A 22,140-nucleotide genomic window follows, 5' to 3' on the forward strand; every position below is an offset into this window, starting at 1 on the left:
TTTATCAAATCCGACTTCTTTCAGACGGCCTCTCCGCCCAAAGGACCCCATCCCATGAAACACCACTTCTGCCTGCTTTTTCTACCGCTCTGTACGGTATGCCTTGCCGCTCCGTCCGACGATGCCGCGGACGAACGCCGCCGCCTGCTGGACGAAAGCAGCCGCCAAACGCAGCAATACCGCGAAAGCGGCTGGCTGGACACGGAACAGGCACGCGGTGAAGTGGGGGAAAACGACGGCTACATCATGATAGACGGTACAGTCTATCAAGTCGGCGATACGGCGGAAGAGCTGGAAAGCGCGATTTACCACGCCCTCAACGCGCGGCAGTGGCACAAGGTGCGCCAGTTCGCTGCCCGCTACGCCAAACTGCCCCAGCATAAACCCGCGCTGATTCATTTGGCCGATGCGCTGCAAAAACGGGACGAAGGGAATTTCCGCGCGGCAGGGAACAGTTTTCAGACGGCCTTGGAAGCCGAACCCGACAACCTACGCCTGCTGCTCGAAGCGGGGCGGTTTTATGCCGAAGACAACCAAAACAAAGAGTCCGCTGCCGCATTTGAAAAAGTTCTGAAAACAGATATTCCTGCTGAAACCCGCCCCATCGTGGAAAACTACCTATCCGAACTGGGCAAACGCCGCCACTGGCACGGCCAAATCAGCCTCGGCTACGGCTACAATAGCAATGTAAACCAAGGCAACGGCATCAACCAATGCGTGTGGGAAATCTCAGGCATGTGCTTGATGGAGCGTACCCTGCCCGCACCAACGGATTCGACCTTCTCATCCTATAGCGCGACTGCCGAAAAAACCGTCCCGCTCAAAGGACATCACGGCGTACTGGTGCGCGGTGTACTGTACGGCAACCGCTACACGGAAAAAGACAAAGATTCGACAGCCATGCCGGATTACAGCTATCACAACAGTTCGCTGTACGCGGGATATGCCTATGCCGACACACGCTCCTCCTTTTCCCTGCTGCCCTATTTCGAATACGACTTCCGCAACCGCCACACCCACTACCGCGCATGGGGTGTGGATGCCGACTGGTCGCGCACACTCTCCCCGCGCTGGCGTGTCAATGCCCGTGCCGGAGCGAAAAAGACCGGATACAGCGGACAAAGCAAAGATTATTTTGCCGACTACAAACAATACGAACTGGGCGCGGGGACAGAATTTTCTCTCACATCGAAAAGCGGCCTGTTCGCCAACTTTGATGCAACACGCAAAGCCTATCCCGAAAAATCTTCTTCCAGCAAGGAATATACAACACGGCTGGGAGCGTATAGTTTTTTTTCAAGCGGTACTTACCTCAACGCCATCCTGCTTCACCGCCGCAGTCTTTATGATGCGGCAAGTTTTGTCAGCGACAACAAACGGCGGCGCGACAATCAATACATAATGATAGCCGCTGTGGGCTTTCCGCAGTGGAACCTTAAAGGCGTGTATCCTGAATTTCGTTTCAGACGCTCAATCTCCCATAGCAATACAGCACATTACCGCTACCGTCAGAATGAATGGTTACTAAATTTTAAATATCGATTTTAAAATTGAGTCATTTCGAAATACGCTAAAACAGCGATACAACCATACTGTTTTACTCGTTTCTATTTCATGCCGTCTGAAAAAAGCCGATACACCTTTCCGATGTATCGGCTTTCGCTATCTGCTCAACGCTTAATTTCTGCCGGGCAATTCTTTTTCGCTCAATGGTTTGATGTACCAAATATCGCGGCAGTAGTCGGCGATGGAGCGGTCGGATGAGAAGAAGCCCATGTTGGCGATGTTGATCAAGGCTGATTTGCGCCATGCGGATACGTTGCGGTAGTGCTCGTCCGCTTTGTATTGCGTGTCGATGTAGCTGCGGAAATCGGCCATCAGTTGATAGAAGTCGCCGTATGGTTGCAACACGTCGTTGTAGCGGTTTGGCTCTTCCGGAGAGAAAGTGCCTTGGCTGATTTGGTTGACGACGCGGCGCAGGTCGCTGTCTCGCTCGATATAGCTCAACGGGTCGTAACCGTTGCGGCGGATTTCTTCGACTTGTTCTACGGTGTTACCGAAGATATAGCAGTTGTCCGCGCCGACTTTTTCCAAAATCTCAACGTTCGCGCCGTCCAGTGTGCCCATACAGATTGCGCCGTTGAGGGCAAATTTCATGTTACTGGTACCGGATGCCTCTGTACCTGCCAGTGAGATTTGTTCGTGCAAATCGGCGGCCGGGATGATGATTTGGGCAAGGCTGACGCTGTAGTTTGGAATGTAAACGACTTTAATCAGGTCACGGATACGGGTGTCGTTGTTGATGACTTTGGCAACGTCGTTAATCAGTCGGATGATTTTCTTCGCCATGTAATAGGCGGAAGCGGCTTTACCGGCAAAGATGAACACGCGCGGCTGCCAATCGAAATCCGGGTTTTCCAAGATTTTGTTGTAACGGTCGACGATGTGCATCACGTTCAATGCTTGACGTTTGTACTCGTGGATACGTTTGATTTGGATGTCGAAAAGTGCATCGGTGTTAATTTTGATGCCCAGCTCGGTTTCGATGTATTTGGCAAGGCGCTCTTTGGCGGCTTTTTTTACTTCGCCGAATTCTGCCTGTACGGAGGCATCGTCCACTTTGTCGTTGAGCTTGGTCAGGTTGTCCAAATGCAGACGCCAGTCTTCGTCGCCCAGATGTTTATCCAAGAATTTGGTCAGGCCCGGGTTGGCGATGTTGATCCAGCGGCGCGGGGTTACGCCGTTGGTTACGTTGGTAAAGCGTTCCGGGAATACTTTGGCGAAGTCGGCGAAGATGGATGTAGTCATCAAATCGGAGTGGATTTTTGCCACGCCGTTGACTTTGTGCGAACCGATAACCGCCAGCCATGCCATGCGGACGCGACGGCCGTGGGTTTCGTCAATGATGGATACGCGGCGGACAAAGTCGTCGTCGAAGTTGCCGATGGCGCGTAAGGCATTGAGGAAGTAGGCGTTGATTTCAAAGATGATGTCCAAGTGGCGTGGCAGCAGACGGCCCATCAGGTCAACCTGCCAAGTTTCCAAGGCTTCGCTCATCAATGTGTGGTTGGTATAAGAGAAAATCTTACAGCACATATTCCATGCTTCAGTCCATGCGATGCCCTCTTCATCAATCAGGATACGCATCAATTCTGGAATAGCGAGCACCGGATGGGTGTCGTTCAAATGGATGGCGACTTCGTCCGCCAAAGTGCGGATACTTGGGAAACGGCATTTGTGACGTGCAACGATGTCTTGAACGGAAGCGGAAACCAAGAAGTATTCTTGCTTCAGGCGCAATTCGCGGCCGGAATCGGTAGAGTCGTTCGGATACAGAACGCGTGAGATGTTTTCGTCGCTGTTTTGTGCGCGAACGGCAGAGGCATAGTCGCCTCGGTTGAAGTCGGCAAGGTCGAACAGGTTGCCTGCGTGTGCGGTCCACAAACGCAATGGGTTAGCACATTCGCCGCCATAGCCCGGAATGATTTCATCGTATGCCCAAGCGGAAATTTCTTCGCTCGGCTGCCATTCTTTTTTGTCGCCCAAGTTCAACACTTGACCACCGAAACGGACGGAATATTGTTTGTTCGGACGGGCAAACTGCCATGCCAAATCTTGGTCGAGCCACAAATCAGGTTTTTCAACTTGTTGGCCATCCACGATTTCTTGTTTGAACATACCGTATTGGTAACGGATGCCGTAGCCCATGGCCGGAATGCGCAGGGTTGCCAAAGAGTCGAGGAAGCAGGCGGCCAGACGGCCCAAACCGCCGTTACCCAAACCCGGATCTTCTTCTTGTTCGCAGACATCGGCAAATTCTTTGCCCAGTTGCTTAAAGGCTTCTTCGAATTCGGCGTAAACGCCTTCGTTAATCAGCGCGTTGACAAATGAACGGCCGAGCAGGAATTCCATAGACAGGTAATAAACCATGCGTTTGCTGTTGTCGATGTGGGCGCGGCGTGTTTTGAGGAAATCTTCCGCAATCAGGTCACGCGCGGCAAGCATGGCGGCGTTGAGCCATTGGTGTGAAGTTGCCTCCTTCGGATCTACGCCCAAGATGAAAATCAGCTTGTAAACGATGGACTTGCGGATGGTTTCGGCGTCCGGTTTAGGCATTACATAATCGTAACCGGAGATGGGGAGTTTTTTCTTAGCCATGGAAGCCTTTCTCTAGCGTGAGGCACTGGACAACGCGCCTGATGGTTTTATTAAAAACAACGAAACTCGGTTTTCAGACGGCCTGACAACAGCAACAGGCCGTCTGAAAGGAATGGTGCGTAGATTTGTTACAAACTAAGGGGATTATAGCGGAAATATTTAAAAAAAGGATATATTTTTCTTTATAAAACATTCAATTAACAATTAAACCATTCATCATCTTATCGGCATTTTCAATTTATACCACCAAGCCAAAAATGAACAAATACCGACAAAATATCAAAAAGTTAACCAACCAATAACTTAATTCTCATTTAATTTGTTTTATGTAAAATCCAAATCCCCATATGCTCAACAACACATTTTCCTGATTCTTCGTAATTAAATTTCTCAGATGGTACGCAAGAAATTTCCCAATTGCCTTGAGGCAGGTTAAATAACTGACGACTACGTTTGGCATTGACCAACAGCAGCCACTCATCGTCCAAAACGATCTGAATCGCCTTACTGCCCCTGTTGTGCCAACAATATTCCGTCATCGGGCTGCTATCGGCATTGAGCCATTGCACCCGCTCTTTTTCCCACCAGCAATCATCTGTCAACAATTTGATTTGGCTGCGTACGCGTATCAGCTCTTGAGTGTAATTTCGTAACAAATAAGACTCATTTTGCCAATCCAGCCATGTAATCGGATTATCTTGGCAATAGCTATTGTTGTTGCCTTGCTGACTGTTGCCGAACTCATCGCCGGCCAAAAGCATGGGCGTACCGTTGGATAAAAATAAGGAGGCAAGCAACGCTTTGGAGGTGTATTCGCGATTAAGCAAAACCTCTTCATCATCGGTTTCGCCTTCTACGCCGTGGTTGTAGCTGATGTTTTCATTATGCCCGTCGCGGTTGTTTTCGCCGTTAGCTTCGTTGTGTTTTTCGTTATAGCTGACCAAATCGCGCAGAGTGAAGCCGTCGTGTGCAGTGATGAAGTTGATGCTGGCGGACGGGTGGCGGCCGCTGTGGTTGAAAATATCGGACGACCCGGCCAAGCGTTCGGCAAATGCGCCCAAATTGCCGCTTTCCCATGACCAAAACGCGCGCATATCATCGCGGAAACGGCCGTTCCATTCGGCAAAAGGTTGCGGGAAATTGCCCAAGTGATAGCCGCCCTCGCCGATGTCCCATGCTTCAACAATCAGCTTCAAACCAGCCAAAACCGGGTCTTGATACAGGACTTGGAAAAAACGGCCGTACGATTGGAAATCAGGTTCGCGTCCCAATACGGTTCCCAAGTCGAAACGGAAGCCGTCAACATGAAACTCCTCAGCCCAATAACGCAGGCTGTCTGCCGCCCAACGGGTAACATCGCGACGGACAATATTGAGCGTATTGCCGCAACCCGACCAGTTTTCATAGCTGCCGTAAGAGGTGTGCCAATACCATAAAGTGTTGTCGATACCGCGCTGACACAGCATCGGTCCTTTGTCGTCCTGTTCGGCCGTGTGGTTGTACACGACATCCAAAATCACTTCCAAACCTGCCTGATGCAGGGCTCTGACCGCCTGTTTAAACTCCGCCGCCGCACGCTCAGGATTGTCGGCATAAGACGGCTCGACGGCAAAATGGGAGTAAGTGTTGTAGCCCCAATAATTGCTCAAGCCCATCTGCTGAAGATGGTATTCGTCCAGATGATAATGAATCGGCAGCAGCTCGACCGTCGTTACCCCCAACTCTTGCAAATAAGCCAAAACCCGTTTATCACTCAAGGCTTTATAAGTACCTGCATATTTCAAATCGGGGAACTGCTTGGTAAACCCTTTGACATGGGCTTCATAAATAACGGTTTTGCCCCACGGTATTTCCGGACGGCAATCTTTGGCCCAATTAAATCGGCTGCATCCGATCACGACGCTTTTCGGTGCAACGGTGGCATTGTCGCGTTCATCTTCCGGCCTGAACCATGCCATTTCTTCAGCGGTACGGTAGCTTGGTTTGCCGTCAATTTTTTTAGAATACGGGTCAATCAGCAATTTGTTGGGATTAAAACATGAGCCGTATTCTGCGTTTTCACGTCCATACACGCGAAAACCGTATCGCTGCCCTGCCTTAACATCCGGCACAAATCCGTAAAATACCGAACCGCGCCGCGAAGGCATCTCCAAACGGGTTTCTTTATCCTTATCAAACAGACACAATTCGACCTTTTCGGCATTGATGGAAAACAAGGTGAAATTCGCGCCCTTGCTTGTCAGGGTCGCGCCCATGGGATAAGGCTTGCCTTCCTCCATATGCCATGATTTGGCAGTCATAGAATGATTCCTTAGTATGTATTTGGTTTCGTGTCCAATATAAGGCCGTCTGAAAATCTTTCAGACGGCCTTGAATCATATTGATATCACTATCTTTTAATTTTCAGCTGATTGGGCAGGCATGATGCCCACCCTCAAAGTTGATTTACGCTTCGTCTTTGACTGCCGCCTGATACAGGTAAACGGTTGCCAACGGCGGTACGGTAACAGACAGGGAATTTGGTTTGCTATGCGACCAAACTTCTTCTGTCTCCACCGTTGCGCCGGCAGAAACGCCGCTGCCTTTGTAATGCAGGTCGTCTGAATTGAGGATTTCGCGGTATTCGCCGGCAGAATTCACACCAAAGCGGTAGCCTTCGCGTACTACTGGTGTGAAGTTGCTGATGACGATAACGCGGTTGCCTTCGCGGTCGCGGCGCTCGAAAACGAATACGGAATTGTCGCCGTCATCGGCAACCAGCCATTCAAATCCTTCAGGCCATTGGTCTAATTGATAAAGCGGCGCAGTGTCTTTATAGACATGGTTCAACTCGCGCACGAAGTCTTGTACGCCTTTATGCCAGCCGCCTTCTTGCTCCAGCAAGAACCAATCCAGTCCTTCGTTGTAGTTCCACTCGCGGCCTTGTGCAAACTCATTGCCCATAAACAACAGTTTCTTACCGGGGAATCCGTACATAAAGCCGTAGTAGGCGCGCAGGTTGGCAAATTGTTGCCAGCAGTCGCCGGGCATACGTCCGAGCAGCGAACGTTTACCATGCACGACTTCGTCGTGCGAGAGCGGCAGGACGAAGTTTTCGCTGTACTGATACATCATGCCGAAAGTCATTTTGTTGTGGTGGTATTTGCGGTTGATGGGGTCTTCCATCATGTAGCGCAAAGTATCGTTCATCCAGCCCATATTCCATTTGAAGCTGAAGTTCAAGCCTTCTTGGCGGGTCACATTGGCAAATGAAGTGGACTCTTCGGCGATTTCAGTCGCAGCCGGAACTTCCTCTTTCAACATGGTGTTGGTATCACGCAGGAAAGCGATGGCTTCAAGGTTTTCATGGCCGCCGTATTGGTTCGGAATCCACTCGCCGTCTTTGCGCGAATAGTTGCGGTAAATCATCGAAGCCACCGCGTCAACGCGGATACCGTCAAAGCCAAAACGTTCTATCCAATACAGGGCGTTGCCTTGCAGGAAGTTTTTCACTTCGTTTCTGCCGAAGTTGTAAATCAGGGTGTTCCAGTCTTGGTGGTATCCTTCGCGCGGATCGGCGTGTTCGTACAGCGCGGTGCCGTCGAATTTGGCCAGGCCGTGGTCGTCGGTTGGGAAATGGCCGACCACCCAGTCGAGGATAACGCTGATACCTGCTTCGTGCGCGGCTTTAATCAATGCACGCAATTCTTCCGGCGAACCGAAACGGCTGGTCGGCGCATACAAACCGGTTGCCTGATAGCCCCATGAGCCGTCAAACGGATATTCGGAAACAGGCAGGAACTCGATATGGGTAAAGCCCATGTCTTTGACGTATGCCACCAATTCTTTGGCAAGCTCTTCGTAAGTCAGCCAGAAATTGTTTTCCGGATTGCGTTTCCACGAACCCAAATGCACTTCATAAATGCTGATCGGCGCATCAATGGCATTGGCGCGAGCGCGGAAGGCCGGTTCTTCCACTTCATCAGGCAAACCACGCACGATAGATGCGGTGGTCGGGCGCAGTTCCGCACCGAAAGCATACGGGTCGGCTTTTTCACGTACATTACCGTTGGCATCGCGGATTTCAAATTTGTAGAGGGCATTAAGTTTGACTGCAGGAATAAAGATGTCCCAAATACCGTTGTCGCGGTGGAAACGCATTACATGGCGGCGGCCGTCCCAGTTATTAAATTCGCCGATAACGGAAACGCGTTGCGCATTGGGCGCCCAGACGGCAAAGCGTATACCCTTCACGCCATCCAACTCGGCAAAATGCGCGCCTAAAGTCTCATAAGGACGCAGGTGTTTGCCTTCGGCCAACAGCCAGGAATCCATGTCTTGCAATGCAGAGCTGAAATGATAAGGGTCTTCTTCAATCACTGGCTCGGTGTCTTCGGTGTAACGGATACGCAAAGCGTAATCAGGCGCATCATCGGGCAAAACAGCCACAAAGAAACCGCGTTCATCAATTTTTTCAGACGGCACGATGAGTTCGCCGCTGCGGCGGTTCACAATATCCACGCTTACTGCGCCGGGAATCAAAACGCGTACCACTTCATCGCCCTCTGCAAGGCGATGTCGCCCCAGATAAGCGAACAAGTCGCTGTGGGTGGCAAGAAACAGGCTTTCGACCGTATCGCGCTCGATTTGGTCAAGTTCATGATAAGTCTTGATTTGGCTGTTTGTTTTCATGCGTACCTCGTCAATAATGGCAAGTTGGCCGCCCATGAGGCGGTGTTGTAGGAAATCTTCCAAAGAAACCGGCATTTTTTGCGCCCAGTTCGGATAGCCTTCGGTTACACCCGGGACATTCAGATTGTCGATGACGCCCAGCAGGTTTTCCAGTTGTACGGCGTAAAGTTTGCTGCGGCTCAATGCGCCGTATTTATGCAAAGCCGCCAGCAAGGTTTCATCGGCTTTTGCCGGCATTTGTACGTCTGCACCCAGACAGCCGGTTTCTTTCAATTTATCCAGCAAATCAGCTTTATCGTGTTCGCGCTCGTCCAAGGCCGTCTGAAAAGCGGCTGCATCAGGCAAAGTACCGAGTTTGAACATCGTATCCAAATCTTTGCCTATCCAATAGCCTGCCAAGGGCGCAACATCGTGGGTACTGATGACCGTAATCGCCTGCTCGGGGTATTCTTCAGGTAATTGAAAACCGTTCCAGCCCTTGCTGAAATACATGACTTTGTAAGAGAACACTTGATAGCGGTTGAGCAGATAACGCGCTTGATCGGGTACCGTACCCAAATCCTCGCCGATAATGACGCAACGGTTGCGCCGGCTTTCCAAGGCCAAAATGGCAAAAGTCACTTCGGCATCGTAATGCACATATGCGCCGAAATCTGCTGTTTTATCGTTTAAAACCCACCACAAACGACACAATGCCATCACATGGTCAATCCGCAACACGCCATACAGGCGCATGTTTTCGCGCAACAAATGGGCAAACTTCTCATAGCCCGTATGCTTCAACATCGACGGATTAAGCGGCGGCAAATCCCAATTCTGCCCTGTCGGCCCCAAAGGATCGGGCGGCGCGCCGACCGATACGTCCATACAATAATCTTGGCGGTTTAACCAAGTATCCGCGCTGCCTCGCGCCACGCCGACTGCCAAATCGCCGTAAATGCCGAGTTTGACACCGTATTCGGCAGCGGCTTGGTTGACTTCGCGCAACTGCTCCGCACAAAGCCATTGCAGCCACATATAAAAACGGATTTCACGTTCATGGCTGCGCGCGAATTTTTCTACCGCTTCGCCATCAGGCTGATGAAATTCAGACGGCCATGACTGCCAACCCACTTGTCCGGGACGGCTGTAATACTGGTCCAAAGCCTCAAACAAACCGAAGCCTTGCAAAGCCTTGCCTTTTTCCGCAACAAATGCTTCAAATGCAGCGCGTTCATTTGCCGCAGCTTCGCAGGTATTTTGTTCAAACGCATTAAACGCCATTTGCAGCGCATCACGCTTGCATGCCCAAACCGCCGTATAAGTCACCGTTTCCGTAACACGCAAAGCGGCAATACGCTGACGGATTTTCGGTTGTGCCAGCCAGTTTTTCAGTTGCTCGTTATAAGTAAACGCGCCGACTTTTTCGATATCCAAGTAAATCGGATTGAGCCATTCGCGCGAAGAAGGGCTATACGGGCTGGCAAAGGCAGGCTTGCTGGTAAACAAGGCGTGCAAAGGGTTGATACCGACAAAATCCAGCTTTTTCTCCCCCGCATATTTCATCAGGTTCAACAAATCAGTAAAGTCGCCTATGCCCCAGTTGCGCTCGGAACGCAGACTGTACAAATGCATGGTCAAACCATTCATCCGACCGCCATTGGCAAGCAGTTTGGGTTGGTAAACCGATTCAGGCGCAACAATCAGGCGTACAAGGCGACATCCGCCACCGGTATCGGCCGACAAAGTGTAATAACCGCAAGCCAGTCGGGGCAGCTTAATCCAAAGCGTATCGTTGTCGCCTGGATATAAAGTCAAGCTCTGGCACTCATCTGCCTCATCAATCAATACGACCGCTTCCGCACCATGAAATTCAGACGGCATCTGTAAAGATTCTTCGCCGTTTTCATGCGCGATCATCGTATTCAGATAAAGGCCGTCTGAATCCGGTTTGCTTTTGTCCAAAACAGCAACGATCGATTCCAACACTTCAGGTTTGGTCGCATGATATGTACCGTTGATGTCGTGGTAGCCTAAATCAATACCGGCCTCTACGGCCTGTCGCTCCAATGTCTCACTCATTGCATTCTGCCTGTTTTACCAATATCTGAATCTTAATACAGATTGTGTCGCACCGTTATATGTAATTTATTGTAGTCTCTAACAAAATCCATATTTCCCTGTTTGATTTGACCTGCGCCAAAATTTCCTATTTATCTGTCTTGTAAAAACTTAAAGGCCGTCTGAAAAGGAAGGTTTCATTCCTTTTCAGACGGCCTTTATCATGCTTCAAGCCTGATTAGTGGTGGTGATGACCGTGCGGGCCATGTACGTGACCGTGGGCAATTTCTTCCTCGGTCGCATCGCGCACACCTTCAACAGTCGCTTTGAACAATACTTTCATACCGGCCAAAGGATGGTTACCATCCACTACGGCTTTACCGTCGGCAACATCGGTTACACGATAAATCAATACATCGCCGGTTTCCGGATCATCGGCTTCAAACATCATGCCGACTTCAACTTCGACAGGGAACACGCTTACATCTTCAATACGCACCAGCTCAGGATCTTGCTCGCCGAAAGCATCATCAGGCGACAAAGCCACTTCAACGGTATCTCCTACATTTTTGCCGTGCAACGCTTCTTCCACCAAAGGGAAAATACCGTCATAACCGCCATGCAGGTAAGCAATCGGCTCTTCGGTTTTATCCAACAACTGGTTGTTTGCATCGTACATTTCATAATGCAGCGAAACTACGGAATTTTTAACAATAGACATCATGTCGTCCTTAATCAATATTTAAAAGTCAAGTCCAGGCTATTCTATCACAGCTGTAACTAAACAATCGGTTTACCTTAAACAAATACTTTTGGCAAACACAACAAAACCAAAAAAGCCCATATAAAAAACCAAATTGAATGATCCCAATCCATAAAAGTTGCTTTTTCACAACACAAAGTTGCTAAATTACAAAAAATTCCCCAAACGCAAAAACATTCTAAATCCTTAAAACCAACAACAGTTAAAAATAATCAAATTATTGAATATAAACAACTTTTTAAAAGTTCATTAATTATGAATATTTTTAGATGATTTTTTACCTGCCTCCCTGATTTACATTATTTTCGTTAATTTTGTATTGATTTTAATCCGCAAACGGTTAAGCAACGTTGCATTGGCCCACCCCGTGGGGCATAATAACGAAAATTCAGCAATGAATTTCTACTGTACAGGCCGTTTGACGGCTATTTTTAGTTTAAATGTTTAAATCGATTTAAAAAAGGTCCTCAAAAATGAAAAAATCTCTGTTCGCTGCTGCTTTGTTGTCTTTAGCTTTGGCCGCTTGTGGCGGTGCTGATAAAGCTGCTGAAACTGCTGCTTCTGCTGCTTCTGAAGCCGCTGCTTCTGCTACTGAAGCTGCTGCTTCTGCTGCTGAAGCTACCGAAGCTGCTGCTACTGAAGCCGCTGCATCTGCTACTGAAGCCGCTGCTTCTGCTACTGAAGCTGCTGCATCTGCTGCTGAAGCCGCTGCTTCTGCCGCTTCTGAAGCTGCTAAATAATATTCTTTTGAATATAAGAAAAGCAGGATACCATTGCGTATCCTGCTTTTTTACATTCCTCACACTCCCCTTCCCGACTTTTCCGCCTGACTGCCATGCACCTTCACGACCGTTTTGCTGAGTTTCTTTCCGCCTCTGAAATTATCGAAGCCACTCCGGCCTTGTTAAATGACCAACGCCACCGCTTTGTTTCTTCGCCGAATATTGTCTTACAGCCGAACTCTGTCGAAAGCGTGCAGAAAATCATGCGTTTCTGCTTTGAGAACCGTATCCGCGTCACCCCGCAGGGCGGCAATACCGGATTATGCGGCGCAACGGTAACCACCGAAGGTGTACTGCTCAATCTCTCCAAACTCAACCGCATCCGCGATATCAACCTTGCCGACAACAGCATGACGGTTGAAGCTGGCGTGATTTTGCAAAATGCTCAAAAGGCGGCAGCCGAAGCCGGACGACTGTTTCCGCTCAGCCTTGCCAGCGAAGGCTCTTGCCAAATCGGCGGCAATATCGCCTGTAATGCCGGCGGTTTGAATGTCTTGCGTTACGGCAGCATGCGTGATTTGGTATTGGGTTTGGAAGTCGTTTTACCAAACGGCGAACTGGTTTCCCACCTTCAGCCCCTGCACAAAAACACAACCGGCTACGATTTGCGCCATCTTTTTATCGGCAGCGAAGGAACATTGGGCATCATTACCGCCGCCACACTCAAACTCTTTGCCCAGCCCAAAACCAAAGCGACAGCATGGGTAGGTTTAGACGATATTGAATCCGCCGTCTCGCTTTTAACTGCGGTACAAGGCCATTTTGCCGAACGCTTGACCAGTTTCGAGCTGATCAGCCGCTTTGCCCTCGATTTATCTTCGGAATTCAGCCAACTCAAAAAGCCTGCCGATGCGGAATGGCATATTTTGATTGAACTTGCAGATTCCGTTCCCGATGCCGGACTGGATGAAAAGCTTGCCGAATTTCTCTATCAAAACGGATGGGAAAACAGCATCTTGGCGCAATCCGAGCAAGAGCGCTCCGATTTATGGACCTTGCGTGAAAATATTTCCGCTTCCCAACGCAAACTCGGCACCAGCATCAAACACGACATTGCCGTCCCTATCGCCCAAGTAGCCACCTTTGTCCGCCAATGCGCGCCTGCCTTGGAAACCCGTTTCCCCGGCATACAAATTGTCTGCTTCGGACATTTAGGTGACGGCAGCCTGCATTACAATACATTCCTTCCCAACGTATTGAGCAACGAAGCCTACCAATACGAAGACGCCGTCAATACCATTGTTTATGAAAACATCCTTGCCTGCCACGGTACGATTGCCGCAGAACACGGCGTAGGCATCATCAAAAAACATTGGCTGCCCCGCGTACGTACACAGGCCGAACTCGTTCTGATGCATGCCATCAAAAATCAGCTTGACCCTTATAGCATTATGAATCCGGACAAACTCCTGCCTTCTTTGGATTAACCAATACAAAAAGGCCGTCTGAAACATTTCAGACGGCCTTTTTATTTTATCCAAACTATTTCAATGCCGTTTTCCAATCCAATCCGCCCAACGACGGTACCTGTATCACTTCGTTGGTATCCAAATTGACCGCTGTCAGCTCTCCGCCCCACAACGCGCCGGTATCCAAAGCAATAACCTGATCGGTATTAACGTAACCCAATGACGACCAATGTCCGAACACGGTAATATAATCCAAATTCTGCCTATCCGGCGCTTTAAACCAAGGGCGCAGGTAAAGCGGCATTTTTTTCAGAGTGGATTTATATTCATAATCCAATTCGCCTTTATACGTCAGCGCCCGCATACGGGTAAAGACGTTGATAATCATGCGTAGGCGCTCATAGCCTGTCAAATCGTCCGTCCACTCGGTCGGCTTGTTGCCGTACATTTTGCCAAAAAATTTCCTGTACTTTTTACCTTGCAACTCATCCTCAGCTTCACGGGCAAGGCTTTCGGCTTTATCAACCGACCATTGCGGCAAAATACCGGCATGCACCATCACATGCCTGTCGCCGCGCACCAACAGCGGCTGATGACGCAGCCAGTCAAGCATGGCATGACTATCGGGATGGGTCAAAATCGGCTCAACCGTATCACTACGCTTGAGCGTTCCTTCACCGCAACCGACTGCCAAAAGATGTAAATCATGATTGCCCAAAACCATTTGCACACTGCTGTCATGCTCTTTGGCAAATTTCAGGGTTTCCAAAGACTTCGGGCCGCGATTGACAATATCGCCGACCAGCCAAAGGGTGTCCGTACCATGATTAAAGCCGATTTTGGCAAGCAACAAAGTCAGCTCATCAAAACAGCCTTGAATGTCTCCGATTGCGTAATGTGCCATTATTATTGTTTTCCGTTGTTATTATTTTCAGACGGCCTCAAGCCCAGCCCAGGCCGTCTGAAAACATCATTTATGCATTTAAAACCAATACTGCCTCTGCTTCAACCTGAACGCCTTTAGGCAGGCTGGCCACGCCAACCGCCGCACGTGCAGGGAAAGGTTGTTCGATAAATTCAGCCATCACTTCATTAAACACGGCAAAGTTGGCCAAATCGGTCAAATAAGCATTGAGTTTGACGATATCGTTCAAAGAACCGCCGGCCGCTTCGGCTACGGCTTGCAGATTTTTAAATACTTGCACTGCTTCGGCGCGGAAGTCGCCATCTCCGACCACAGTCATCGTAGCCGGATCCAAAGGAATCTGACCGCTCATATAAACCGTATCGCCTGCGCGGACTGCTTGGCTGTATGCACCAATCGCGGCAGGGGCTTTGTCGGTATGGATAATGGTTTTAGACATGATATTCTCCTCAAATAGAAATGTCAGAATCAGGTGGAAGCTTCGAATTTTACTTTCAACAGAAATACGTTTCAATAAAAGCATTCAATTAATGCGTTTAGCCCGTCTTGTTCTTCCCCGATTTTAAACCTACAATCCCACACATTATTCATTTCAAAGCCGAAATTATTATGTTTTTTGTCTTATCCCCAGCCAAAAACCTCAACGAAAAAGACCCCTCCCCCATCAGCAGCTTTACCCTGCCCGATCTTCTGCCCGAAGCAGAAATCCTGATGCAGGAGTTGCGTCAGCTTGCCCCCCAACAAATCGCCGAGCTGATGCATGTTTCCGACAAAATCGCCCTGCTCAATGCCGAACGCAATGCCGTATGGCACACGCCGTTTACCCCTGAAAATGCCAAACAGGCCGTATTTATGTTCAACGGCGATGTCTATGAAGGCATTGCCGCCGATACCCTCAAACCAGAACAAATCGACTATCTGCAACAACACGTCCGCCTGCTCTCCGGCCTATACGGCGTACTGCGCCCGCTCGACTTAATGCAGCCCTACCGCTTGGAAATGGGCACGGTCTTTGCCAACTCGCGCGGTAAAAACCTCTACGAATTTTGGGGCGATAAAATTACCGACCTGCTCAACCAAACACTGGAGCAGGCCGATAGCGACGTTTTAATCAACCTCGCCTCACAAGAATATTTCAAATCCATCAACACTAAAAAACTCAACGCACGCCTGATTACGCCGATTTTTAAAGACGAGAAAAACGGCAAATACAAAATCATCAGCTTCTACGCCAAGCGTGCGCGCGGTTTGATGGTGCGCTACGCGGCAGAACACAGCATTACCGAGCCTGAAATGCTCAAAAATTTCGACTACGAAGGCTATTCATTCAATGAAGCAGCTTCAAACGAAGCCAAATGGGTATTCATGCGTGAAGAACAATCCAAATAAAAACAAAATACTAGATATTTTCCCTAAAATACCACTTGGCAAAGGCCGTAAGTTCCATTAGTATTACGGCTTCAAGAACGGAAGCGTGGCAGAGCGGTTTAATGCAACGGTCTTGAAAACCGTCGAGGGTTGATAGCCCTCCGTGAGTTCGAATCTCACCGCTTCCGCCATTCTTGATAAGGATATAAAGACTTGATTGATTCAAGTCTTTTTTTTATTTTTGTCCTTTTGAAATTTAAGTTTATGTTGACAGGTCAACATTATCGATAAACAAAAGGCCGTCTGAAACTTCCCTATCCGGTTTCAGACGGCCTTTTAAACTTTATACCTATCCAAGCACCCCTTCCCTGTTTATAACCGAATACAAAACCAAAGGCCGTCTGAAAATCTCTTTTCAGACGGCCTTTGGTTTTTCTACAAATCAAACGCGGCATTAATCAAACGTTTGGTGTAATCGTTTTGCGGATGGTGGAAAATCTGATCCGCGCTGCCGTACTCAACCATTTCGCCCTGCTTCATCACGATCACATTATCGCTGACAGCGCGCACGACAGACAAATCATGACTGATGAACATATAAGTCAGGCCGTATTTCTTCTGCAAATCGCGCAAAAGTTCGACCACTTTGGATTGTACGGAGCGGTCAAGTGCAGAGGTTGGCTCGTCCAAAAGGATAAATTTCGGGCGCAGGATAACGGCGCGTGCAATAGCGATACGCTGACGCTGGCCGCCGGAGAATTCATGCGGATAACGGTTGAGCGCGTCAAGCGGCAGGGACACTTCCTTCATGACTTCCAAAACGCGTTGGATACGTTCTTTTTTGGTCATTTCAGGATGATGAACCGTCAAACCTTCGCCAATAATCTCACCAACGGTCAGGCGTGGGGAAAGCGAACCGAACGGATCTTGGAACACAATTTGCCGTTGCGATTTCAGACGGCGTGCTTCTTCGGCGGTATAGTTTTTCAGGTCTTTGCCTTCAAAGGAGATATGGCCGGTATAAGGCAGCATCTGCATGACGGCTTTGCCCAGCGTGGATTTGCCGGAACCGGACTCGCCGACGACGCCCAATGTTTCGCCTTCTTTAATTTTGAAGCTGATGCCTTTGACGGCGTCAAAAGTTTTGAGCGGCTTGCCGAAAAAGTTTTGCTTCAATACGAAAGAAACATTGACATTATCGGCATCGATTAACACTCCGGCGCTGGTTTCTTCCGGCTCTTTCATGCCCTTGGGAATGGCATTGATGAGTTCGGCGGTATATTCGTGTTTCGGATGGGCAAATACTTCTTTGATTTTGCCGCGCTCGACAATTTCGCCGTTACGCATGACGCAGACGGTTTTGGAATAGTGTTCCGCCAAACCCAAATCGTGGGTAATGAAGATAATCGCCATGCCCATTTGCTGTTGCAAATCGTGGAGCAAATCGAGAATCTCAGCTTGAATGGTCACATCCAAAGCGGTGGTCGGCTCATCGGCAATCAGCAGGTCAGGTTCATTAATAAGCGCCATGGCAATCATAATACGTTGCAGCTGACCGCCGGAAAACTCGTGCGGATACTGCTTCATACGGCGTTCGGCTTCTTTGATGCCCACACGTTCCAACAATGCCAATGCCTTCTGTCCTGCTTCTTTTTTGCCGAGCTTTTTATTGTGCACACGCGCCGCTTCAATCAGTTGCGCACCGATACGCATAAACGGATTGAGGGAAGTCATCGGCTCTTGAAAAATCACGCTGATGCGGTTGCCGCGCAAATCACGCAGGGTTTTCTCATCTGCATCCAAAATGGAAATGCCGTCAAAAGTAATGCGCGAATCTTTGCTGTATCGGGCAAATTTTTCAGGCAGCAGGCGCATAACGGACATAGATGTTACGGACTTTCCCGAGCCGGATTCGCCGACCAAAGCCAATGTTTCGCCCTCTGCCACTTTAAAGCTGACATTACGCACGGCATGCACGGTTTTCTCATGCAGCTCAAAATCGATGTCCAGATTTTCTACAACCAGTAACTGTTTTGTCATTTTGATAATCCTTTTGGTTGCGGTTTAGCGGTCTTTCGGGTCAAGCGCATCGCGCAGGCCGTCGCCGATAAAGTTGAAACAGAACAAAGTGGTTACCAAGAAGAAACTCGGCACGAGCAGTTGCCATGGTGCGGCTTCCATCGAAATCGCACCTTCTTGCAGCATCGAACCCCAACTAGTCATCGGCTCTTGCACGCCCAAGCCCAAGAAGCTCAAGAAGGATTCAAACATAATCATGCCCGGCACCAGCAAAGAGGCATACACCATCACCACGCCCAAAACATTCGGAATAATGTGGCGCGTTACGATTTTACGTTTTGCCACGCCGCTCACACGCGCCGCTTCGACAAACTCTTTATGCTTCAAGCTCAAGGTTTGGCCGCGCACGATACGCGCCACGTCCAGCCAAGACACCAAACCTACGGCGGCAAAAATCAAAAGCAGATTGCGGCCAAAGAACGTGGTCAGCAGAATGACAAAAAACATAAACGGAAACGCGTTCAAAATTTCCAAAAAGCGCATCATCAGCGAATCGAGCTTACCGCCGATAAAGCCGGCAATCGCGCCATAAAGCGTACCGATGACAACGGCCACCAATGCGCCGGCCACACCGACCAGCAAGGAAATACGTCCGCCGGTTGCCGCGCGCGACAGCAAATCGCGACCGAGCAAGTCCGTACCCAGATAGTGATGAGTAGAAAGGGACGGCGGAATCTGCATATTGTCCCAGTCGGTGAAGTCGTAGGTGTAGCGGACAATCCATGGTGCCACAATCACAAAAATGCTGATCAGCAACAGGATGATAATGCTGTACACCGCCGCTTTGTTCTGTTTAAAACGCCGCCATGCGTCGCTCCACAGGCTTTTGCCGTGTACTTGGGCGTATTCTGCTGCCTCTGCGAGGGCCTGAGTCTGCTTCTTTTTAAATAACATAATGTTCTCTCTCGCTTTTTATTCTTTCTTCAGGCCGTCTGAACGTTTCAGACGGCCTTTGCGCAAATGGGATTAATAACGGATTTTCGGGTCAATAATGGCATACAGAATATCGAGGATGGCGTTGAACAAAATGGTCATAATGCCCACCAAAATCGTCAAACCCAAAATCATGCCGTAGTCGCGGTTGAGCGCGCCGTTGACAAATAATTGTCCGACACCGGGAATACCGAACACGTTTTCAATCACAATGGAGCCGGTAATGATGCCGACGAATGCCGGGCCTAAGAAAGAAACAATCGGCAGCATAGCTGGGCGCAGCGCATGGCGCAGGATGATGCGGCTCATGGGCAGGCCTTTGGCGCGTGCCGTGCGGATAAAGGGGCTGTTCAATACTTCAATCATCGCGCCGCGCGTAATCCGCGCGATACTGGACACATAACCGATGGACAAAGTAACAACGGGCAAAATCAAGTTCATCAGTGCGCCATCGTTCCAGCCGCCTGCAGGCAGCCATTGCAGTCTGACGGCAAACACCAGTACCAATACCGGCGCCATCACAAAACTGGGAACGACAATGCCGGTCATCGCGCCGCTCATCAGCGCATAATCCAGCCAGCTATTTTGTTTTAAGGCGGCGATGATGCCGATAAACATGCCGAAGATAGCGGCGATTAAAAAGGCGTAGAAGCCAAGTTCTGCCGATACCGGCAGGGATTGGGCAAGCAACTCATTAACGCTGAAATCTTTATATTTGAACGATGGCCCCAAATCCCCCTGCGCCAACTGCTTGAGGTAGTGGAAATATTGGAGGTACATCGGATCATTGAGGTGGTATTTGGCTTCGATATTAGCCATGACCGCAGGCGGCAGATTGCGTTCGCCTGTGAACGGGCTGCCCGGTGCGAGCCGCATCAGGAAAAACGATACGGTAATCAACACCAGCATGGTCGGGATGGAAGCACATATCCGTTTGATGATGAATTTCAACATAATCAGGCTGTCCTGTCTGAACATACCGGACTCGTGAAAACAAAGCTGACCTGAAGCGGAAATCGGATGAATGGCAGCAGGCGTCTGTAACGTCGCCGCGCCGGTTTCTCTCTCTATTCCGACCGGGTTATTGTTTTTATTCGGAGTCGGGTAAGGTTTTTTAGTTTTTAGATAATTGTTGTTATAAGGCCGTCTGAAACTTTGTATCCGCCGTTTCAGACGGCCTTTCACGTTAACGCGCCAAAGGTTCGGTGCGTTCAATCAGCCATGCTTTGGCCGCGCCTTCTGTCAAAGGCTCAAGACGGCGGCGCACTTCGGCGTGATATTGGTTCAGCCATTCGATTTCGCTACCGGTCATCAGTTTGGTATCGATGAGGCGCGTATCGATTGGGCAGAGGGTAACGGTTTCAAAATACAGGAATTTGCCGAACTCGGTTTCCTCTGGGTTTTCAACCGGACGGTTGATTACCAGGCTTTCGATACGGATACCCCATTTGCCCGGACGGTAAAGACCCGGCTCGTTGGAAGTCAGCATGCCTGACTTCATCGCGTGATGCGGTTGCGGCACAGCGGCAACGGCAATACTTTGCGGGCCTTCATGTACATTGAGGAAATAGCCCACGCCATGACCTGTACCGTGACCGTAATCGCATTGCGCCTGCCAGAGCGATTTGCGGCAGATGGCATCAATCATCGGGCCTTTGATGTTTTCAGGGAAAATGGTTTCCGCCAGAGAAATATGCGCTTTCAACACCAAAGTGTAGTCGCGTTTCATGGCCGCACTCGGATTGCCGACAGGCACCACGCGCGTGATGTCGGTCGTACCGCCCCAGTATTGGCCGCCAGAATCAATCAGCAGCATACCGTTGCCTTTGATTTTGCTGTTGTTTTCCGGTGTCGCGCTGTAATGAGGCAAGGCAGCATTGGCATTGTAGCCGGCGATGGTGTCGAAACTTGGCGAAATAAAGCCGGGACGTTGGCTGCGGTGTTTATAGAGCATGCCATCGATGTCCAGCTCGCTCAATTCGCCGCCGTCTGCCAAGATTTGTTCAAACTCGGCAAAGAAGCCGCACAATGCCGCGCCGTCTTCCGCCATGGTATTGCGGATATGGGCAATGTCGGCATCGGATTTAACCGATTTGAAGAATGTGCTTGGGTGGATGGCTTCAATCAAACGGACGTCTTCAGGCAGGCGGCGCAAAGTACCGACTGCGGTTTTGTTCGGATCAATCAGCAATGCGCCCTTAACGTCTGCCAAATAGTCCGCCGCTTGCGCATAAGGCAATACTTCAAAACCTGCCGCTTTCAAAGCTTCGGCAGATTCGGCTTTCAGACGGCCTGCATCGGTAAACAATACGGCTTTGTCTTGGCTGATAAACAGATGGGACAAGAACACGGGGTTGAACGGCACATCATCGCCGCGCAGATTGGTAATCCAAGCGATGTCGTCCAAAGATGAAACCAAATGCGCATCTGCGCCCTGCTCTTTCATGGCCGTACGGATACGGGCCAATTTTTCGGCCGCCGTTTCGGAAACGTAGTCGGGATGGTGAACGTAGATTTCCGGAGTCGGCAATGCAGGACGGTCGTCCCACACTTCGTCCAACAAGGTTTCAGGATATTCGAGGCGGATGTTTTTGGCGGCAAGTGCCTGTTTCAAACCGCGCTCGCCGCTGAGTGCGAACATATCGGCAGGCGCGCCGACGACTGCACCCTCGGGCAGATTTTGTGCCAACCACTCGGTATAAGGCGCATCAACGCCCATTTTTTGCAGCTCGATGCCGTTTGGAGAAAGCTGTTGGCCGGCCTGTTCCCAATAGCGGCTGTCCGTCCACACGCCTGCTTTATCGGCGGTTACCACCAAAGTGCCGGCCGAACCGGTAAAGCCGGAAAAATCGCGACGTGCCTGCCAATGCTCGGGCAGGTATTCGGAAAGGTGAGGATCGGCGGAAGGAATGACAAACGCGTCCACGCCATGTTTTTTCATGGCTTCGCGTAAAACGGACAAACGTTGTTGTACAGATTTCATGTGTTATGTCTCCTGTTGTTTCAGACGGC

14 protein-coding genes and 1 tRNA gene are annotated in these 22,140 nt (G+C 49.8%); 5 read left to right on the top strand and 10 right to left on the bottom strand.

Annotated elements, in window-relative coordinates; translation table 11 throughout:
* Nucleotides 1-54 precede the first annotated feature (54 nt).
* A complete protein-coding gene (locus tag ACTHS4_RS00425; RefSeq protein ID WP_371509157.1) occupies nucleotides 55-1,548 on the top strand; it encodes a surface lipoprotein assembly modifier in 1,494 nt (497 codons plus the stop codon).
* A gap of 129 nt (nucleotides 1,549-1,677) precedes the next feature.
* Here the strand turns inward: ACTHS4_RS00425 and ACTHS4_RS00430 are convergent, their stop codons facing one another.
* The 4 genes from ACTHS4_RS00430 to ACTHS4_RS00445 all read right to left on the bottom strand — a co-directional run bounded on the left by ACTHS4_RS00430 (nucleotide 1,678) and on the right by ACTHS4_RS00445 (nucleotide 11,590).
* Complete coding sequence (locus tag ACTHS4_RS00430) at nucleotides 1,678-4,158, bottom strand: glycogen/starch/alpha-glucan phosphorylase (RefSeq protein WP_371460009.1); 2,481 nt, start codon at nucleotides 4,156-4,158, stop codon at nucleotides 1,678-1,680.
* 314 nt (nucleotides 4,159-4,472) lie between these two features.
* Nucleotides 4,473-6,458 carry a glycogen debranching protein GlgX gene (gene glgX, locus ACTHS4_RS00435; protein ID WP_070826493.1) on the bottom strand — a complete coding sequence of 662 codons (1,986 nt, stop codon included), beginning with the start codon at nucleotides 6,456-6,458 and terminating at the stop codon, nucleotides 4,473-4,475.
* A 145-nt stretch (nucleotides 6,459-6,603) separates the two neighbouring features.
* Nucleotides 6,604-10,890, bottom strand: coding sequence for a 1,4-alpha-glucan branching protein GlgB (glgB, locus tag ACTHS4_RS00440; protein WP_070826494.1), 4,287 nt, complete (start codon nucleotides 10,888-10,890; stop codon nucleotides 6,604-6,606).
* Nucleotides 10,891-11,107: 217 nt separating this feature from the next.
* A complete protein-coding gene (locus tag ACTHS4_RS00445) occupies nucleotides 11,108-11,590 on the bottom strand; it encodes an FKBP-type peptidyl-prolyl cis-trans isomerase (RefSeq protein ID WP_003683125.1) in 483 nt (160 codons plus the stop codon).
* Between the two features lie 515 nt (nucleotides 11,591-12,105).
* Between ACTHS4_RS00445 and ACTHS4_RS00450 the strand changes: the two genes are divergently transcribed.
* Both ACTHS4_RS00450 and ACTHS4_RS00455 read left to right on the top strand, forming a co-directional pair.
* On the top strand, nucleotides 12,106-12,372 hold the full coding sequence (locus ACTHS4_RS00450; protein WP_070826495.1) for a hypothetical protein: 267 nt from the start codon (nucleotides 12,106-12,108) through the stop codon (nucleotides 12,370-12,372).
* A gap of 95 nt (nucleotides 12,373-12,467) precedes the next feature.
* Entirely contained in the window at nucleotides 12,468-13,841 is a 1,374-nt protein-coding gene (locus tag ACTHS4_RS00455) for an FAD-binding oxidoreductase (protein ID WP_070826496.1), read from the top strand.
* Nucleotides 13,842-13,896: 55 nt separating this feature from the next.
* On the opposite strand, the gene ACTHS4_RS00460 is transcribed toward ACTHS4_RS00455, so the two are convergent.
* Both ACTHS4_RS00460 and ACTHS4_RS00465 read right to left on the bottom strand, forming a co-directional pair.
* Nucleotides 13,897-14,727 (bottom strand): symmetrical bis(5'-nucleosyl)-tetraphosphatase, encoded by an 831-nt coding sequence (locus ACTHS4_RS00460; RefSeq protein ID WP_063068237.1) that lies wholly within the window; start codon nucleotides 14,725-14,727, stop codon nucleotides 13,897-13,899.
* A gap of 70 nt (nucleotides 14,728-14,797) precedes the next feature.
* Nucleotides 14,798-15,187 carry a RidA family protein gene (locus ACTHS4_RS00465; RefSeq protein ID WP_036472307.1) on the bottom strand — a complete coding sequence of 130 codons (390 nt, stop codon included), beginning with the start codon at nucleotides 15,185-15,187 and terminating at the stop codon, nucleotides 14,798-14,800.
* A 170-nt stretch (nucleotides 15,188-15,357) separates the two neighbouring features.
* On the opposite strand from ACTHS4_RS00465, the gene yaaA reads away from it, so the two are divergent.
* Nucleotides 15,358-16,137: a peroxide stress protein YaaA gene (gene yaaA, locus ACTHS4_RS00470; RefSeq protein WP_070826593.1), complete on the top strand. Its 780-nt coding sequence runs from the start codon at nucleotides 15,358-15,360 to the stop codon at nucleotides 16,135-16,137.
* A gap of 79 nt (nucleotides 16,138-16,216) precedes the next feature.
* Nucleotides 16,217-16,307 (top strand) — tRNA-Ser (locus ACTHS4_RS00475).
* A gap of 244 nt (nucleotides 16,308-16,551) precedes the next feature.
* Here the strand turns inward: ACTHS4_RS00475 and ACTHS4_RS00480 are convergent.
* The 4 genes from ACTHS4_RS00480 to ACTHS4_RS00495 form a co-directional block, all read right to left on the bottom strand.
* Nucleotides 16,552-18,156, bottom strand: coding sequence for an ABC transporter ATP-binding protein (locus ACTHS4_RS00480; RefSeq protein ID WP_440365337.1), 1,605 nt, complete (start codon nucleotides 18,154-18,156; stop codon nucleotides 16,552-16,554).
* A gap of 24 nt (nucleotides 18,157-18,180) precedes the next feature.
* On the bottom strand, nucleotides 18,181-19,089 hold the full coding sequence (oppC, locus tag ACTHS4_RS00485; protein WP_049335539.1) for an oligopeptide ABC transporter permease OppC: 909 nt from the start codon (nucleotides 19,087-19,089) through the stop codon (nucleotides 18,181-18,183).
* A 72-nt stretch (nucleotides 19,090-19,161) separates the two neighbouring features.
* Nucleotides 19,162-20,082 carry an oligopeptide ABC transporter permease OppB gene (gene oppB / locus ACTHS4_RS00490; protein ID WP_036490316.1) on the bottom strand — a complete coding sequence of 307 codons (921 nt, stop codon included), beginning with the start codon at nucleotides 20,080-20,082 and terminating at the stop codon, nucleotides 19,162-19,164.
* Between the two features lie 232 nt (nucleotides 20,083-20,314).
* Entirely contained in the window at nucleotides 20,315-22,111 is a 1,797-nt protein-coding gene (locus ACTHS4_RS00495; protein WP_070826498.1) for an aminopeptidase P family protein, read from the bottom strand.
* Between the last annotated feature and the right edge of the window lie 29 nt (nucleotides 22,112-22,140).

Origin of the sequence: Neisseria sp. P0014.S009 (genome assembly GCF_051958155.1) — a bacterium.
GTDB classification, from domain to species: domain Bacteria; phylum Pseudomonadota; class Gammaproteobacteria; order Burkholderiales; family Neisseriaceae; genus Neisseria; species Neisseria flavescens_C.

What these genes read in the sequence shown, in the direction of transcription:
- ACTHS4_RS00425 (WP_371509157.1), top strand. Translation starts at nt 55, where the DNA reads ATGAAACACCACTTCTGCCTGCTTTTTCTACCGCTCTGTACGGTATGC.
- ACTHS4_RS00430 (WP_371460009.1), bottom strand. Translation starts at nt 4,158, where the DNA reads ATGGCTAAGAAAAAACTCCCCATCTCCGGTTACGATTATGTAATGCCT.
- glgX (WP_070826493.1), bottom strand. Translation starts at nt 6,458, where the DNA reads ATGACTGCCAAATCATGGCATATGGAGGAAGGCAAGCCTTATCCCATG.
- glgB (WP_070826494.1), bottom strand. Translation starts at nt 10,890, where the DNA reads ATGAGTGAGACATTGGAGCGACAGGCCGTAGAGGCCGGTATTGATTTA.
- ACTHS4_RS00445 (WP_003683125.1), bottom strand. Translation starts at nt 11,590, where the DNA reads ATGTCTATTGTTAAAAATTCCGTAGTTTCGCTGCATTATGAAATGTAC.
- ACTHS4_RS00450 (WP_070826495.1), top strand. Translation starts at nt 12,106, where the DNA reads ATGAAAAAATCTCTGTTCGCTGCTGCTTTGTTGTCTTTAGCTTTGGCC.
- ACTHS4_RS00455 (WP_070826496.1), top strand. Translation starts at nt 12,468, where the DNA reads ATGCACCTTCACGACCGTTTTGCTGAGTTTCTTTCCGCCTCTGAAATT.
- ACTHS4_RS00460 (WP_063068237.1), bottom strand. Translation starts at nt 14,727, where the DNA reads ATGGCACATTACGCAATCGGAGACATTCAAGGCTGTTTTGATGAGCTG.
- ACTHS4_RS00465 (WP_036472307.1), bottom strand. Translation starts at nt 15,187, where the DNA reads ATGTCTAAAACCATTATCCATACCGACAAAGCCCCTGCCGCGATTGGT.
- yaaA (WP_070826593.1), top strand. Translation starts at nt 15,358, where the DNA reads ATGTTTTTTGTCTTATCCCCAGCCAAAAACCTCAACGAAAAAGACCCC.
- ACTHS4_RS00480 (WP_440365337.1), bottom strand. Translation starts at nt 18,156, where the DNA reads ATGACAAAACAGTTACTGGTTGTAGAAAATCTGGACATCGATTTTGAG.
- oppC (WP_049335539.1), bottom strand. Translation starts at nt 19,089, where the DNA reads ATGTTATTTAAAAAGAAGCAGACTCAGGCCCTCGCAGAGGCAGCAGAA.
- oppB (WP_036490316.1), bottom strand. Translation starts at nt 20,082, where the DNA reads ATGTTGAAATTCATCATCAAACGGATATGTGCTTCCATCCCGACCATG.
- ACTHS4_RS00495 (WP_070826498.1), bottom strand. Translation starts at nt 22,111, where the DNA reads ATGAAATCTGTACAACAACGTTTGTCCGTTTTACGCGAAGCCATGAAA.